This window comes from Streptomyces sp. TOM-9, from assembly GCF_056858595.1.
In genome coordinates, this window is sequence record NZ_JBXEQB010000001.1 from 2837167 (window position 1) to 2851711 (window position 14545).

The following is a 14545-nucleotide window of genomic DNA, read 5'->3' on the forward strand; positions in this document are numbered from 1 at the left end:
GGGATACCATGCCCGCCCGTCCAGGTAGCCGCGTCCGGAGGTGTGCGATGGCACGTCCCGTCTTCCCCGAGGCCCCCGTCCCGCCCGGTGAACTGGACCGGGCGCTGCGGCCGTTCGGAACGTCGACGATGCTGCCCGGCGAGGCGTACACCTCGGCCGCCGTCCTCGACTGGGAGCGGCGGCACCTGTTCGCCGGCACCTGGTGCTGCCTCGGCCGCGTCGACGAGCTGTTCACGAGGCCGGACGGGACCGCCGTCACGCAGCGCGCCCTGGTCGTGGGCGACGTCCCGGTCCTGCTCACGCGCTCCGGGGACGGCGGCGCCGTCCGCGCGTTCGCCAACACCTGCCGGCACCGCGCCCACGAACTCCTGCCCGAGGGCGGCACGGGCACCCGGGAGATCGTCCCGTGCCCCTACCACGCCTGGGCGTACGGCCTGGACGGCGCGTTGCGCAGGGCGCCCGGCTTCCAGGACGTGCCCTCCTTCGAGCGCCGGGACCACGGGCTGGCCGAACTGCCCGCCGTCGAATGGCACGGCTGGGTCATGGCCAACGCGACCGGCGACGCGGTCCCGTTCGCCGAGCACCTCGGCGGGATGGGCCCGCTGGTCGACCCGTACGCCCCCGCGGAACTGAAGGCCGCCGAGCGGCACGCGTACACGGTCCGCGCGAACTGGAAGGTGATCGCCGAGAACTACCACGAGTGCTACCACTGCCCGCTGATCCACCCCGAGCTGTGCGCCGTGTCCCCGCCGACCAGCGGCGACAACTACGACCTGCCCGGCGCATGGGTGGGCGGCGCGATGGACCTGCGGGACGGCGCGGAGACGATGTCCCTGACCGGCCGGTCCCGGGGGACCTTCATCGACGGCACGGACCGGCGCCGCGTGCTGTACCTCGGCCTCTTCCCGAACCTGCTGCTCTCCCTGCACCCCGACTACGTGATGACCCATCTGCTCGTCCCGGAAGCCCCGGACCTCACCCGGGTCACCTGCACCTGGTACGTACCCGAGGGCGTGGCCGACGCCTCGTACGCCGTGGAGTTCTGGGACCGCACGAACCGGCAGGACTGGGCCGCCTGCGAGTCGGTGCAGCGCGGCCTGGCCTCCCCGCACTTCCGCCCCGGCCCCTTCGCCCCCAACGAGGACGCGGTCCACCGCTGGGTCACGATGGTCGGCCGCGCCTACCGCGGCACGCCCCCGTGGGAACCGCTCGACCCCGCCTAGGCCGTGTCGTCAAAGTCCCGCCTGCCCAGCGGCGCCTGGCACGGCACCTCGCTGCGTTGTCGAATCGTCCGAGTAGCCCACTACGAGGACGACTCTCCGCCTTACGATGCACCGCACCAGACGCCGCTGGGCCCGCCCTCCGGGCGGCCGGCGCTCCTTTGACGACACGGCCTAGTCCGCCGCCCGGGCGGGTCACTCCACGAAGCTGCCGCTCCGCGACCCCATGCGCGCGTCCCCGACCTCCAGCAGGACGTCGGAGATCGTGAAGTGCTTCTCGAGGGCGGTCCGCAGCGACTCCAGGGCTGCGCGGATCTCGGACAGCTGCTCGCGCGGCTCGCGCTCCCGCAGGTACCGGACGACGGATTCGTACGTCGACGGTCCCCATGGGGACGACGTGGCGAGCGCGGTGTCACGCCACCGGGGCGCGAACTCCTCCAGGTTGGCCATCATCCGGCGCTGCCCCTCCCTGCTGCCGGGATGACCGGCGTCCATCGCCCTCGCGAGGTCCTCCTGCGTCGGGGCGAGCGGCAGGGCCCCGGAGCGCATGATGGCGAGGAGCACCTGCAGGGCGTTGAACTTGCCGCTGAGCAGCGGCTGGAGCCGGTTGTAGGCCTCGGGGTCGATGATCTGCAGCGCCACACCGTGGTCACCCATCAGGCCGGAGATCCGCGCGAGGTTCACGATCTGCCGCTGCACACCCCGGGCGACCCAGTCCCCCGCGCCGAGCGCGTACGCGTCGTCACCGTGCTCGAGGTGCCGGCCCATTCGCTCCGCGTAGCCCTCCAGGTTCCCGACGATGCCTTCCGCCTCCAGCATCGCCTCGTTGAGCCGCACGTAGAGGATGAACAGCTCCGCGCCGAGTTTGCGGCGCCGCTTCTCCTCGCGGATCGCCCTCAGTCCCGGCAGCCCTTGCACGAGTGCCTCGACCAGGGTCCGTACCAATTCGACCATCGCTGTCCTTCGCGGTCCGATCACTCATGGATCCCCCGCCGCCTGCGTACGGTGGCGGGAACCGGCAAGGCCGGACCCTAACAGCCGGTCGAAGGCCGCAGGCCCCGGATGCGCCGCCCGGGTCCGCACGCCGCGCCCGGCGCGCCAGTCCCGCTCCGGACGCCGCGGGCCGCATACGCTGCGAGGACGTACGACCCGGCGCCCTCGGCTACGCGTACGCACAGGGAAAGGGTGTGGCATGACGTCCCCAGGCGTGCACCTCCGGGAGATCACCGACGACAACCGCGAGGCCGTCCGCGCCCTGCGCGTCCGGCACAAGCAGAAGCAGTTCGTCGCGTCGGTGTCCCTGTCGCTGAAGCAGGCGGCGAAGATGCCGGACACCAACCCCTGGTACCGCGCCGTGTACCGCGGCGACGAGCCGGTCGGCTTCGTGATGCTGTCGTGGAAACCGCCGACCGGCCCCTACCAAGGACGGCACTTCATCTGGCGCCTCCTCATCGACAAGCACCACCAGGGGCACGGCATCGGCCGGGAGGTGCTCACCCAGATCGCCGACCTGGTCCGCGCGGACGGCGCCACCGAGCTGCTGACCAGCTACGAACCCGGCGACGGCGAACCCTGGCCCTTCTACCGCAAGTTCGGCTTCGAGCCGACCGGCGAGATCGACGACGGCGAGATCGTCCTGCGGCTCGCCCTCCCACCCGGCTGAGCGCCGCGCGGGCGCGTGGACGCAACGGTCACCCGTCGAAGCGCTGCCACGGGATGTCGAGCAGTCCGAGCGGATGCAGTGCGCCGCGGTGCCGGGCGCCGACGCAGACGTCGAGCTTTCTTTCGTCCCGCTGGGGCTGACCGCGGCGACGAGGAGCGGATGGGGAAGACCGGCGCCAAGGTCGCCTAGGGCGAGGCGATCTGACGCACACGGGGCAGGGCTCCCCGACGTGACGAGCGCCCTCCCGCGGGAGGGCGCTCGTCACGTCGGCCAAGGGCGGCGCCGCCGGTTCACGGCCCGGGTGCGCGCCTCGCTGTTCGGCATCAGGTGGGCGTACGTGCGAAGGATGAAGCTCGGATCATGGTGACCGAGCTACTCGCTCAGCACTTTGCTGCCCTCCCCCGGCACCGAAGGCACCTCCGCCGAGTCCACAGCCGTCGATTGGCTCACGCCCGAGGAGGTCTCGGCGCGCATGTCCGAGGTCTTCGCGGTTCGGCTCCTGGACGCCCTGGGCAGTGCCGGCCCCCATGTCCGTAGTCACGACGGCAAGCGCCTTGCCGCGGTCCAATGAACGTCGATCGCAGCCGGAGGATGAGCCGAGAGCCCCGGCGACCTGAAGGACCTCTGAAGAGGTCGCCCGAACTGCGAGGAGTTCCAGCACGGTCTCGGGTCTTCAGGTACATCCACTACATCCACCTTCTGCACGCGAATTTGGAGGCACCTTGAAGCTCCTGCTTACGTCAGGCGGCGTCACGAACCCGAGCATCCACACGGCGCTCGTAAAGCTTCTCGGCAAGCCGGTCGCCGAGTGCCACGCCCTCTGCATCCCGACAGCACAATGGGGTCACCCGATGTGCGGTCCGGCATCGGTGCGGGGCCTCGTAGCCGCCGAGCCCCGGTGGCAGCACCTGACCGGCCTCGGCTGGGCGTCGCTCGGCGTCCTCGAGCTCACCGCACTGCCCACCATCGGCGCGGAGCGATGGGTCCCCTGGGTCCGGGAGGCCGACGTGCTCCTGGTCGACGGCGGCGACGCGACGTACCTGTGCCACTGGATGCGGGAGTCCGGGCTGGCCGATCTGCTGCCTTCGCTGCCCGACACGGTCTGGGTGGGAGTGAGTGCCGGAAGCATGGTGATGACGCCCCGGATCGGAGCGTACTTCGTCGAGTGGCCGTCCGCGCCGGACGACCGCACTCTGGGAGTCGTCGACTTCTCGATCTTCCCGCACCTGGACGCCTTCCCGACGAACACCCTGGCCGACGCGGAGCACTGGGCCGCCGACATCGGCATCCCGGCCTACGCCATCGACGAACAGACGGCCATCCAGGTCGTCGACGGCTCCGTCGAGCTGGTCTCCGAAGGCCAATGGACGAAATTCGGGTCGTAGCCACCCGACAGTGGCCGTGCCAGAAGGGGCAGCGTCTCACGGGTAGCCACGGGGAACAGCGGTGACGAGGCCGCGTTGCCGCAGGTCAGCGTCCGCCCAGGTGAGGCCCGGTCCGCAGCCTCAGTCTTCCAAACTGGTGCTCTAGGGCCCGTGCTGCAGTGGCTGACGCGTCCATGAGCTTCCGAGGGGCGAGGCCATGGACGGCCGCCGGGGTAGCATCCCGCATGCATCGAGTTGAGCAAAATAAAATCAATGGTCACATGGCCGCCACGGCTGCCGTGAGGCAGTTTGCGGAGATCATGCATAGAGAATTGGGACCGCTGGAACTCGCCGGAGCCCATTGGGTCATCGGGGATTCGGCAGGGGAGCATCTGAAGTTCATGCCGGAAGGGATCGCCCTTTGGTCTGATGGCATCGAGAAGCAGATCATCGCTTGGTCGCGGCTTATGGACTTCGGTTTGCAGACCCAGCCTGGAAAATTTGCAAGCTCAAAGGGCCTCGAGCGAGCGACCAAGATCATAACTGATCTGGCGGGACTTCCAAACGGGGGCAACGGCGGGTCCAGGGTTGGCGCGACGTTGCGACACCCGTACATAGACTGGACCGCCAATTTCGATCACCACTCGCGAAAGTATTCTCGCCATCACATCAAGCTGGTAGACGAGTTCTTGAGACAGGTCGTCGAACGGAAAATGGCAAGTCGTCTCGGCGACCCCGAGTGGATGTCCGCAGCTGTCGGCAAGTTGAGCCAAATGCCCGCATCCGGATCTCGACGTCGATCTCGCAAGACCTTCATCGAGGGACTTCTCAGCGACTGCGGTTGAGTCCGACATGGAATAGTTGAGCAGGTATTCAAATGGCGGTGGCAAATCACAATCGCCGAAAGTGACGAGCATTAAAGACACGGGCACCCGCTTGGGCTGCCGTCGTGGTTTTCACACCGCGGCCGATCCAGATGCGATCTACGAGCTGGACCTCCCCTGATGCTCGCTCCCGGCGACCATGTGCACGTCGTCCAGGACCAGTAAGTAGTCATCAAGCGCGCTGGCGGACACGAAGAGAGACCCGTCGGCCCACTGGACTCCGTGGTGCCGGTCTTGGCGTCTCGTCTGACTGCTGCCGTGCCAGATGCGTGCCAGATCGAGCGGCGAACCACGGTCAACGCCGGGCATCGCATGCCCCTCTTACATGGGCAGCAGTGGGCCATCTGCCCAGGTCGCAACTACACGTGCGCACCAACGAGCGGTGATTCCCAAGCTCAGGTGGAGCGGTGAGGCGATAATGTGATCACTATGGCTTCGCCTAATCCGTTCGTGCATCCCCGCTGGGGCTTGACCTTCCACTGGTGGGCCGTGGACCCATCCGGCGAGGTCGCCCTCATCTACTCCGCCTTCGGGCAGGTGCCATGGGCAGCCAACAGCCAGGTACAGGTGATCGACAGTGCGACGAAGGCCGCTCGGGCGAACTACCCGGGCTGGTTCGCCGAGGCCAGACCCACCGGACCCGCGCCGTATCGCTTCGAATGGGACGAAGAGTGCGACGACCACTACACGCGAGTGGAGTCGCCCGCACTCCCCATCTTGATCACCGACCTACCCGACAAGATTGCACAGGCGGCGGGCCTGGTCCGAGTGGCCTTCTCCTTCCGGGACATCACAAGAATCGATCTTGCGTACCCCGACGGCGAAGAAGCCCTGTCAGCCCGCTACTGAACTTGAACTCGTGATGTCGGTCGACTCGTGGTGACGGCGTCAGGGTCCGAGACCGCCGGCTGTTACCGGCTCGGGTTCAGGACGATGGCTGTAGCCAGCGCCGCGCCGCGGCGAGATTCACCTCGACGTCATCGCTCCAAGAGCGGACCTCCAGCCATGAGAGGTAGCCGCCTTGCGCGAAGACCAGGACCTCGCCAGGGCACTCGCCGGTTCCGGTGAACAGCTGTACGTCGACAGCCACGACGGTGCCGAGGCCCGTTGGAGCGGGCTCCACCGCGTCGGCGTCGAGTTCGAAGTAGGCAGTGCCGCACCCGCACTTACAGCGGGATTGCACCCTGAGTTGGGGCACCTGTCGTCGGAGGGCGACGTGAACGGGCTCGTCCGGGCTCAGGACGAGGTCAAGCACGTCGGCTACGTCCTCGGGCAGGCTGTCAGTCATGCCGCCACCGTAGCTGACCACCAGCTTTGGGCTTCGACCAACTTTGGGTCGGTCGACCCCACGCTCACAGGTCCAGGGCCAGGTCGGTGCCGGCGAGGCAGCCGTCGATGGCCTCCGGTCGGTACTGCAGCATCTTCAGTTTGCGCTTCACGGTGCGGGTGATCTGGCCGAGGTCGGCCGCGGCGAGGTTGCCGATGTCCCGCTTGACCAGCGACCAGACGCCCTCGGTCGGGTTGAGGTCCGGGGCATAGGTGGGCAGCTGGAACACGGTGAGCCACTCGGCGTTCGCGTCGATGAACTCGCGCATGCCGGCCGTCAGGTGCAGGCGGACGTTGTCCCAGACCAGCACGATCGGTCCGCCGAGCTGGATGCGAGCGCGGACGATCAGGTCGCGGAAGTCGCGCCAGCCAAAGCCCTTCGGCTCGTCCTTGCGGCCCCGATACTCGCGGATCGCGTAGATCAGCCGGGACCGCTGGCCCGGCTTGTAGCAGGCCATCCCCGCCATCGACACGCGACCCGAGCCCCGGCCCCTCACCCTCACGACCGGGGTCTGGCCGATCCGGCCCCAGGTCCTGGCGCGCGGCGGAGTCATCGACTGCCCGGCCTCGTCCTCGAAGACGACCCAGGCGTTGCGCTCCGCCGCGGTGCTCTTACCCGCGGCCAGGTCTCCTTCTTCCACACCTCGACCGCCTCGTCATCGCGCTCGATCGCCCGTCGAGTGGGCTGCTGCCAGCTCCAGCCGTGGCGCTTCAGCAGCCGCCAGGTGCCCTCGACCGTGTAGGAGACCTGGAAGAGCCGGCCGATCAGCGTCTTGATCCGTGCCAGCGTCCACCGCTGGTCCGCCCAGCCGTGAGCCAGTGGACCACGCTCCAACTCCTGCTCCAGCCTGGCGATCTGGGCTTCACTGAGTCGAGGTCTTCCCGGCGACCCCTTCGACAGGACTCCCGCCTCGCCGCCCTCGCGCCAGGCCCGGCGCCACCGCTCGACCGACCGCAAGCTGATCCGCAGGGCAGCGGCAATCTCCGCGTTCTTCTGCCCGCCCTCGAAACGCTCCACGGCCTGGAGCCGTAACCGCTCCCGCGTGGTCCTCTCGGCGTCGGTCAGCCCGCCGCCCTGCGCATACCTTCGACAGGCAACGGATTGCCGTGCTCGAACTTGCAAGGCGCGTGTCAGCCCGTGCGATCCGGACGGCCGGAGGTCACGAAGTCGTAGTACTCGTCGCTGATGAAACCGAGTTGACCCACCGGTCAGCGATGGCGCCGAACTCCTGCTCAGCCAAGCGGATGGCATCCTCCGGACTCGTCACCGTTGTGATCTTCTTTCCCCACGCCTCGTCGTCCGGGTCAAGGGGTGCAAGATCGGCGATGTCACGCAAGCCATCGGAAGGGACGTCTTCAACCTCTTCCAAGTAGACGCCGATGCCCTCACGGCCAGGGCTGAGCGCGATCCAGCGGACGCCATGCCGGCCGTCTCGCTCCACGGCGCCGAGGAACTGTTCGATCTGCTTGCCTCGACGCAGCGCTCCGAGCGCGAATGCTGGGGTGAGATGGCGCACCTACTCGCCCTTCCTTTGATCGCCTGGGCCAACGACACATTGTCTTCAGGATCTACATCAGGGATCGGTGAGCAACCCCCAGCAGGCCCGAGTCGCTTGCCGTCAAGCTCCGCGCGTGCCGCTTCCCGCTTGATCTGCGCACCCTCGACGACCCTGACCACCAGGCTTACACGGCCAGATGTCCCTCAACACACGAGCGCCCTCCCGGGCCGTCCTGGGGCCGTGGAAGGGCGGTCGTGAAGACCGCCGACACGTCGGCGAAGAGGGACCGCCGGCAGGAGGGCGCACGCCCGGTCTCCTCAAGCCGGCGCATCCACGCACGCAGGTACAGCGGCCGGGAGGACGCCATGGGCCGGGCGCGGGCGGTAGCCCGGGCCGGGCCGCCACTTCGCAGGCAGCCCGGACTCCTCCCCGTGAGTCCTCGACTGAACTTGTTCGGTTCATCCCTTTGCCGCCCGTGGACCGGCGATCTCCCAAGGACGGGACCGCGAGGTGGCCGCGCGCAGCGCCGCCCGCCAGGGCCTGTCCGACGAGTCGCGTCAACGGCCCCGCGCCCGGCGGCGCCGTCACCCGAATGGCCCAACACGACGTGCCACCCACATGGGTGAAGATCAGGCTGACTAGTGTCCCAACCGAGGCAATGCGTGAAAGGGGAACCACATGCGCATTCGACGAATGCTCGTCGCCATCATCGGCACGGCAGCCCTCGCCGGACTCGGCCTCACAGGCGCCGCCACCGCCACCGCCGCCACCCACGCCGCCCCCACCGACGCCTCCCCCACCGTGGGTGAGTGCGAGAAGGGCGGCGGAACAGTCGATTGGGGGACATGGACCTGCAAGGGCGGCACATACGACGGGCAGAAGATCGACTAGCCACCCTAGGCGCCCCGCAGCCACGCGCTGCGGGGCGCTCGCCCGCGAGCGCAGCCGGGAGGGTCGCAGGGACCCGCACGCTCGTCCCGACCACACGGTGGTGGCGCCAGGCGGCGCCGGCTCGAACTCCCGTGGAAGGGCGCTCAGCGATGACCAGCGTCGACAACTGCCGACAGCTCAGCAGTAGTTCGGGACGTTGGTCGACAAGGCAGCCGCAGGTCACGGCCGCCGGCGGTCAGTTGTGGCTGTGCAGGATCTCGTTCAGCCCGCCCCACGAGCCCGTGCGCTGGAGGACCTCGACCGCGCCGGTGATGGAGTTGCGGCGGAAGAGGAGGTTGTTGGCGCCGGAGAGCTCCTTGGCCTTGACGATGGTCTCGTCGGGGAGGGAGACCCGGGTGCCCGCCGTGACGTACAGGCCGGCCTCGACGACGCAGTCGTCGCCCAGGGAGATGCCGATGCCGGCCTCGGCGCCGAGGAGGCAGCGCTCGCCGATGGAGACGACGGCCTTGCCGCCGCCGGAGAGGGTGCCCATGATCGAGGCGCCGCCGCCGATGTCGGAGCCGTCGCCGACGATGACGCCCTGGCTGATGCGCCCCTCGACCATGGAGGTGCCCAGCGTGCCGGCGTTGAAGTTGCAGAAGCCCTCGTGCATCACCGTGGTGCCGGACGCGAGGTGCGCGCCGAGGCGGACCCGGTCGGCGTCGGCGATGCGGACGCCGGCGGGGACGACGTAGTCCGTCATGCGCGGGAACTTGTCCACGCCGTAGACCGACAGGTGCAGCCCCTCGGCGCGGGCGGCGAGGCGGGCGCGCTCGATGTCGCCGACGGGGACGGGCCCGATGGAGGTCCAGGCGACGTTGGCCAGGAGGCCGAAGATGCCGTCCAGGTTCTGGCCGTTGGGCTTCACCAGACGGTGGCTCAGCAGGTGCAGCCGCAGGTAGGCGTCGTGCGCGTCGAGCGGCTTGTCGTCGGTCGAGGCGATGACGGTGCGTACGGCGACGACCTCGACGCCGCGGCGCGGGTCCGGCCCCAGGGCCTTGGGGGCGGCGTCTCCCAGCAGCTCGGCGGCCTGCTCGGCGGAGAGCCGTTCGGTGCCGGCGGGGCCGGGCGCCGCCACGAGCTCGGGCGCGGGGAACCAGGTGTCGAGGACGGTGCCGTCGGCGGCGATCGTGGCGAGGCCTGCGGCAACGGCACCGGTGGCGCGAGAGGTGGCGGTCGTTTCAGTCATGTGTCGAACGCTAGTCGTTGCGTCCCGCACTTGCCCAACCGGCCCGAAATCCGGAACGCCGGCGCCCACCCGCCTCGGCTCCGGCGGTCCCGGCGGTCCCGGCGGATCCGGCGTCCCGCGCACCCGCGTCGACGGTCCCGGAGCCGCGCCGCCACCGTGCGGCGGCCGCCAGCAGCACCGCCCCGCTGAGCGCGGCCAGCACCGCGCAGACCGGCCACAGCGCGCCGGGCGCGGCGTCGTACAGGGCGCCGCCGAGGGGCGGGGCGAGGACGGTGCCGCTGACGGAGGCCCCGGCGTACAGGGACTGGAAGCGGCCCTGCAGGTGGTCGGGGGCGTTGTCGGCCACGTAGGCGGTGGCGGTGGTCTTGTAGAGGATCTCCCCCGCCGTGAGGAGCAGCATCATCGTGACCGCGGCGGCGATGTACGGGCCGCCGGCCAGGGCGGCGTAGCCGGCGCCGACGAGGACGAGCCCGGTGCCGATGATCGGCAGCGGCGGGCGGCGGCGCAGGGCGACGGTGGCCGGGATCTCCAGGCAGAGGATGACGCCTCCGTTGACGGCGATCAGCAGGCCGTACGCGGCGGTGCCGATGCCGTGGTCGGCGAGCCAGACGGGCAGGGTGGAGTACTGCTGCCGGTAGACGGTGTCGGTGACCAGGACCGTCACCAGCAGCACCATGACGGCGGGCCGGGCGCGCAGTGCCGCCCACAACCCGTCGGCGCCGGCGGCGCGGACGGCACGGGCCCGGCGGGCGCCCTGGGCGGGCAGCGCGCGGGCGGCGTAGCCGGCGAAGAGCAGGGTGCCGAGGCCGTCGGCGACGAAGAGCCAGGTGTACGAGGTGCGGGCGGCCAGGAGCGCGCCGAGCGGCGGCCCCACGGTGAAGCCCGCGTTGGAGGCGAAGCGCAGCACGGCGAAGCCCTGGCGGCGCGCGCCCTCGGGGACGGAGACGGCGACGAGCGCGGAGTTGGCGGCCCGCACGGTGCCGGCCGCGTACTGCGCGAGCAGCAGGACGGGCAGCAGCGCGGCGGTCGGCAGGGCGGGCAGCAGGACGAGTCCGGCGCCGGAGGCGGCGGACCCGGCGAGCAGGACGCGGCGGTGCCCGAGGTGGTCGCCGAACCAGCCGCCGGTGAAGTTGCCGGCGACCAGGCCCACCCCGCCCGTGCCGGCGATCAGCCCGGCCTCCGGGACGGGCAGGCCCCGTACCGAGGTCAGCCAGACGAAGAGGTAGACGAACGTGAAGCTCACGACCGCGTTCGTGAAGACCCCGGCGGCCAGCAACCAGACGACCCTGGGCACCTCGCGCATGCCCGTACCCCCTCCTCCGCCCAGTGAGTTCCTTTTGGAAACTCACTCCCGGCTGGCAGGATAGCGGCATGGCCCGCCGCACAGAACTCGGTGACGCGAATTGCTCCATCGCCCAGGCCCTCGACGTGGTCGGCGACTGGTGGACGCTGCTGATCGTGCGGGACACCGCCCGCGGCGTGGACCGCTTCGACGACCTGCAGCGCGAACTCGGCGTGTCCCGCAAGGTGCTGGCCGAGCGGCTGCGCCTGCTGGTCGACGCGGACGTGCTGGCCCGTGAGCCGTACCAGGACCGCCCCGTGCGCCACGCCTACCGGCTCACCCCGCGCGGCCGGGCGCTGCTGCCGGTGCTGATCGCCCTCCAGGACTGGGGCGACCAGTGGGTGCTGGGCGACGGAACGACCACCGGCACCGCACCGGACGGCTCACGGGAGGCGGAGCGCGTGCACGCGCTGACGGGGACCCGCGTGCCCGCGCTGCTGCTCCCCGCGGGCCCGGACGGCGAACTCCGCGACCCGGTGGCCGCGGACCGCCCGTTCACGGTCCTCTACTGCTTCCCCGGCGCCTACGCGCGGCCCACGTCCTACCCCCCGGGCTGGGGCGACATCCCGGGTGCGGCGGGTTGCACGCTGGAGTCCTGCACCTACCGGGACCGGCAGGCGGAGTTCACCGCGGCGGGGGCGGCCGTGCACGGGGTGAGCGCCCAGCGCCCGGACGAGCAGGCGGAGTTCGCCGAGCGGGAGCGGTTGCGCTTCCCGCTGCTGTCGGACGCGGAGCTGACCCTGTCCGCGGCGCTGCGGCTGCCGACCTTCCGCGCGGGCGGCGCGGTGCGGCTGAAGCGGCTGACGCTGGTGGTCGGCGCGGACCGGGTGGTCCGGCGGGTGTTCTACCCGGTCACGGACATCACGGCGGGCGTGGTGGAGGCCCTCGAGGCGGTCAGGACTGCGTCGCGGCCTTGACCGTGTCCGGTTCGGCGGCCGCGTCCCGTACGCCCGGCAGCCGCTGGGCGCCGAGCACGGCCGCGCCGGCGACGACGCCGAGCACCGCGCACAACGGCCACAGCGCGCCCGGCGCGTGCTCGTAGAGCACGCCGCCGAGCGGGGCGGCCAGCACCACGCCGCTGATGGACGCGCCGGCGTACATGCTCTGGAAGCGGCCCTGCAGGTGGTCGGGGGCGTTGTCGGCGACGTAGGCGGTGGACGGCGACTTGTAGAGGATGTCGCCCACGGTCAGCAGGATCATCATCGCGACGGCCGCCGCGACGTACCAGCCGCCGGTGGTCAGCGCGGCGAAGCCGAGCCCGACCAGGATCACGCCGAGGCCGATGATCGGCAGCGGGGCTCGCCGGCGCAGGGCGATGGTGACCGGGAGTTCGAGGAGGATCACCAGGGCGCCGTTGATGGCGATGAGGGCGCCGTAGACGCCCGTGCCGATGCCGTGGTCCTTCAGGTACACGGGCAGGGTGGAGTACTGCTGGCGGTAGATGGTGTCGGCGACCAGGATCGCGGCGAGCAGCACCAGGACGGCGGGCCTGGCGCGCAGCGCGGTCCACAGGCCGGGCGCGTCGGGCGAGGCCTCGCCCTTGGGCCGGTGGTTGCCGTTCGCCGGCAGGATGAAATGCGCGTAGACACCGAAGAAGAGCATGCCGAGGCCGTCGGCCACGAACAGCCAGTCGTACGAGATCGTCGTGGCGATCAGCGCACCGAGCGGCGGGCCGACGGTGACGCCGAGGTTCGCCATGAAGCGCAGCAGGGCGAAGCCCTGACGGCGGGAGCCCTCGGGCACGGAGAAGGCGATGAGCGCCGAGTTGGAGGCCCGGGTGATGCCGGTGGCGTACTGGGCGACCGGAAAGACCACCGCGAGGGCGGCGGTCGGCGTCAGCGGCAGGGCCGCCAGGCCGAGACCGGACACGACCATGCCGGTGATCAGGGTGCGGCGGTGCCCGAAGCGGTCGCCGAACCAGCCGCCGGTGAAGTTGCCGGCGACCATGCCGACGCCGCCCACACCGGCGATGAGTCCTGCCTGGGAGGTGCTGAGCCCACGCGGTCCGGTCAGGTAGACGAAGAGGTAGACGAAGGTGAAGCTCACCGCCGCCACGAAGAACATGCCGCTGGCCAGGAGCCACACCACCCTCGGTATGTCCTTCATCGCCTGTTTCATACTGCCCTCCGATCGACGCTCTACAAGAATCGATCACGTGAAGGCGTGAATGCGGCGCGTGAGGATGCCGGATCAGGTCGCGGCCGGTATAGGTCAGCGAATCCGGTCACATGTGCCGATGATCCGGGCGAAGACCTCGCGGGCCTCCTCCCGGTCGATGTCGCGGCCGGTCAGCAGTGCCTGCAGGCACATCCCGTCGGTGAGGGCGGCCAGCGCGCGGGCGGTGACCGGGTCGGTCCACCGGGTGAGGAGCGCGGCCATGTGGTCCACCCACTCCGCGGCGACCGGGCGTACGGCATCGTGGCGGAGCGCGGCGAGGTAGAGCTCGTACTCCAGTTGCGCACGCGGACGGTCCCGGGAGACCGTCTCCTCGACGAACCGGGCCAGTTCCGCGGCGAGGTCGGCGCCTGGCGAGCCGAGCAGGGTACGCTCCCCGACCTCCCGGAAGAAGGCCTCGTTGCACTGCCGCAGCGCGGCCACCAGCAGGTCGTCGAGGGTGGCGAAGTGGTACGTGGTCGAGCCGAGCGGGACGTCGGCCGCCGCGGCGACGGCCCGGTGGCTCAGCCCGGCGATGCCGCGCTCGCCGACGACGCGGATCGCGGCGTCGATGATGCGCTGCCGCCGTTCCGGGTCGTACCGGCGGGCCATCAGTGGGCGCCGCCGAGGTTGAGGACGACCACCCCGGCGATGACCAGGGCGATCCCCGTCAGCTTGGCGGCGGTGGCCGCCTCGCCGAGGAAGACCACGCCGATGGCGGCGATCGCGGCCGTGCCGACTCCGGCCCATATCGCGTAGGCGGTGCCCACCGACATCGACTTGAGCGTCTGCGCGAGCAGCGCGAAGGCGATCAGGTAGCCGGCGGTGGTGCCGAGGGAGGGCCACAGCTTGGTGAAGCCGTCGCTGTACTTCATGGACGTCGTACCGAGCACTTCGGCGAGGATCGCCCCGCCCAGCAATGCGTATGCCATGCGTACAAGCGTACACATCGATGTGTACGCCTGTACGCATGG

Annotated in this window: 16 protein-coding genes and 1 pseudogene; 8 read left to right on the plus strand and 9 right to left on the minus strand. The window is 70.3% G+C overall.

All coding sequences use genetic code 11. From position 1 onward, the window contains the following. Window positions 1-47: 47 nt before the first annotated feature. A complete protein-coding gene (locus AC1VWI_RS13300; protein ID WP_499511200.1) occupies window positions 48-1223 on the plus strand; it encodes an aromatic ring-hydroxylating oxygenase subunit alpha in 1176 nt (391 codons plus the stop codon). Window positions 1224-1415: 192 nt separating this feature from the next. Here the strand turns inward: AC1VWI_RS13300 and AC1VWI_RS13305 are convergent, their stop codons facing one another. After that, window positions 1416-2174, minus strand: coding sequence for a hypothetical protein (locus tag AC1VWI_RS13305; protein ID WP_499511201.1), 759 nt, complete (start codon window positions 2172-2174; stop codon window positions 1416-1418). 238 nt (window positions 2175-2412) lie between these two features. On the opposite strand from AC1VWI_RS13305, the gene AC1VWI_RS13310 reads away from it, so the two are divergent. The 5 genes and pseudogenes from AC1VWI_RS13310 to AC1VWI_RS13330 all read left to right on the plus strand — a co-directional run bounded on the left by AC1VWI_RS13310 (window position 2413) and on the right by AC1VWI_RS13330 (window position 5980). Then, entirely contained in the window at window positions 2413-2883 is a 471-nt protein-coding gene (locus AC1VWI_RS13310; RefSeq protein WP_499511202.1) for a GNAT family N-acetyltransferase, read from the plus strand. 394 nt (window positions 2884-3277) lie between these two features. Further along, a pseudogene (locus tag AC1VWI_RS13315) lies at window positions 3278-3454 on the plus strand (NUDIX hydrolase); the annotation flags it as partial. 151 nt (window positions 3455-3605) lie between these two features. Continuing rightward, window positions 3606-4268, plus strand: coding sequence for a Type 1 glutamine amidotransferase-like domain-containing protein (locus tag AC1VWI_RS13320; protein WP_499511203.1), 663 nt, complete (start codon window positions 3606-3608; stop codon window positions 4266-4268). 260 nt (window positions 4269-4528) lie between these two features. Further along, window positions 4529-5092 (plus strand): hypothetical protein, encoded by a 564-nt coding sequence (locus AC1VWI_RS13325; RefSeq protein WP_499511204.1) that lies wholly within the window; start codon window positions 4529-4531, stop codon window positions 5090-5092. A gap of 468 nt (window positions 5093-5560) precedes the next feature. Further along, entirely contained in the window at window positions 5561-5980 is a 420-nt protein-coding gene (locus AC1VWI_RS13330) for a hypothetical protein (protein ID WP_499511205.1), read from the plus strand. 76 nt (window positions 5981-6056) lie between these two features. On the opposite strand, the gene AC1VWI_RS13335 is transcribed toward AC1VWI_RS13330, so the two are convergent. From AC1VWI_RS13335 to AC1VWI_RS13345, 3 genes are all read right to left on the minus strand, one after another. Continuing rightward, window positions 6057-6419: a hypothetical protein gene (locus AC1VWI_RS13335; protein ID WP_499511206.1), complete on the minus strand. Its 363-nt coding sequence runs from the start codon at window positions 6417-6419 to the stop codon at window positions 6057-6059. A gap of 64 nt (window positions 6420-6483) precedes the next feature. Then, window positions 6484-7580, minus strand: a protein-coding gene (locus AC1VWI_RS13340) for an IS630 family transposase (RefSeq protein WP_499511207.1) whose coding sequence is annotated in 2 segments (ribosomal slippage) — window positions 6484-7091 and window positions 7091-7580 — 1098 coding nt in all. Because the reading frame shifts where the segments join, the coding sequence is not laid out codon by codon here. Between the two features lie 37 nt (window positions 7581-7617). After that, window positions 7618-7974 carry a hypothetical protein gene (locus AC1VWI_RS13345; RefSeq protein WP_499511208.1) on the minus strand — a complete coding sequence of 119 codons (357 nt, stop codon included), beginning with the start codon at window positions 7972-7974 and terminating at the stop codon, window positions 7618-7620. Between the two features lie 660 nt (window positions 7975-8634). Between AC1VWI_RS13345 and AC1VWI_RS13350 the strand changes: the two genes are divergently transcribed. Then, on the plus strand, window positions 8635-8847 hold the full coding sequence (locus tag AC1VWI_RS13350) for a hypothetical protein (protein ID WP_499511209.1): 213 nt from the start codon (window positions 8635-8637) through the stop codon (window positions 8845-8847). Between the two features lie 235 nt (window positions 8848-9082). Here AC1VWI_RS13350 and dapD read toward each other — a convergent pair whose 3' ends face one another. After that, window positions 9083-10075: a 2,3,4,5-tetrahydropyridine-2,6-dicarboxylate N-succinyltransferase gene (gene dapD, locus AC1VWI_RS13355; protein WP_499511210.1), complete on the minus strand. Its 993-nt coding sequence runs from the start codon at window positions 10073-10075 to the stop codon at window positions 9083-9085. A gap of 10 nt (window positions 10076-10085) precedes the next feature. Continuing rightward, window positions 10086-11378, minus strand: coding sequence for an MFS transporter (locus AC1VWI_RS13360; RefSeq protein WP_499511211.1), 1293 nt, complete (start codon window positions 11376-11378; stop codon window positions 10086-10088). Between the two features lie 68 nt (window positions 11379-11446). On the opposite strand from AC1VWI_RS13360, the gene AC1VWI_RS13365 reads away from it, so the two are divergent. After that, window positions 11447-12334, plus strand: a complete 888-nt coding sequence (locus AC1VWI_RS13365; RefSeq protein WP_499511212.1) for a winged helix-turn-helix transcriptional regulator — start codon at window positions 11447-11449, stop codon at window positions 12332-12334. On the opposite strand, the gene AC1VWI_RS13370 is transcribed toward AC1VWI_RS13365, so the two are convergent. The 3 genes from AC1VWI_RS13370 to AC1VWI_RS13380 all read right to left on the minus strand — a co-directional run bounded on the left by AC1VWI_RS13370 (window position 12312) and on the right by AC1VWI_RS13380 (window position 14503). After that, window positions 12312-13523, minus strand: a complete 1212-nt coding sequence (locus AC1VWI_RS13370; protein WP_499511213.1) for an MFS transporter — start codon at window positions 13521-13523, stop codon at window positions 12312-12314. The two genes, AC1VWI_RS13365 and AC1VWI_RS13370, sit on opposite strands and share 23 nt — an antisense overlap. Window positions 13524-13628: 105 nt before the next feature. Then, window positions 13629-14183, minus strand: a complete 555-nt coding sequence (locus AC1VWI_RS13375; protein WP_499511214.1) for a TetR/AcrR family transcriptional regulator — start codon at window positions 14181-14183, stop codon at window positions 13629-13631. Further along, complete coding sequence (locus AC1VWI_RS13380; protein ID WP_499511215.1) at window positions 14183-14503, minus strand: DMT family transporter; 321 nt, start codon at window positions 14501-14503, stop codon at window positions 14183-14185. Before AC1VWI_RS13380 ends, AC1VWI_RS13375 begins: the two co-directional genes overlap by 1 nt. Window positions 14504-14545 lie beyond the last annotated feature (42 nt).

Bases quoted from the DNA above. Each gene is read 5' to 3' on its own strand.
- AC1VWI_RS13375 (WP_499511214.1), bottom strand. From the start codon at position 14,183: ATGGCCCGCCGGTACGACCCGGAACGGCGGCAGCGCATCATCGACGCC.
- AC1VWI_RS13350 (WP_499511209.1), top strand. From the start codon at position 8,635: ATGCGCATTCGACGAATGCTCGTCGCCATCATCGGCACGGCAGCCCTC.
- AC1VWI_RS13330 (WP_499511205.1), top strand. From the start codon at position 5,561: ATGGCTTCGCCTAATCCGTTCGTGCATCCCCGCTGGGGCTTGACCTTC.
- AC1VWI_RS13335 (WP_499511206.1), bottom strand. From the start codon at position 6,419: ATGACTGACAGCCTGCCCGAGGACGTAGCCGACGTGCTTGACCTCGTC.
- AC1VWI_RS13380 (WP_499511215.1), bottom strand. From the start codon at position 14,503: ATGGCATACGCATTGCTGGGCGGGGCGATCCTCGCCGAAGTGCTCGGT.
- AC1VWI_RS13325 (WP_499511204.1), top strand. From the start codon at position 4,529: ATGGCCGCCACGGCTGCCGTGAGGCAGTTTGCGGAGATCATGCATAGA.
- AC1VWI_RS13300 (WP_499511200.1), top strand. From the start codon at position 48: ATGGCACGTCCCGTCTTCCCCGAGGCCCCCGTCCCGCCCGGTGAACTG.
- AC1VWI_RS13310 (WP_499511202.1), top strand. From the start codon at position 2,413: ATGACGTCCCCAGGCGTGCACCTCCGGGAGATCACCGACGACAACCGC.
- AC1VWI_RS13305 (WP_499511201.1), bottom strand. From the start codon at position 2,174: ATGGTCGAATTGGTACGGACCCTGGTCGAGGCACTCGTGCAAGGGCTG.
- AC1VWI_RS13360 (WP_499511211.1), bottom strand. From the start codon at position 11,378: ATGCGCGAGGTGCCCAGGGTCGTCTGGTTGCTGGCCGCCGGGGTCTTC.
- dapD (WP_499511210.1), bottom strand. From the start codon at position 10,075: ATGACTGAAACGACCGCCACCTCTCGCGCCACCGGTGCCGTTGCCGCA.
- AC1VWI_RS13365 (WP_499511212.1), top strand. From the start codon at position 11,447: ATGGCCCGCCGCACAGAACTCGGTGACGCGAATTGCTCCATCGCCCAG.
- AC1VWI_RS13370 (WP_499511213.1), bottom strand. From the start codon at position 13,523: ATGAAGGACATACCGAGGGTGGTGTGGCTCCTGGCCAGCGGCATGTTC.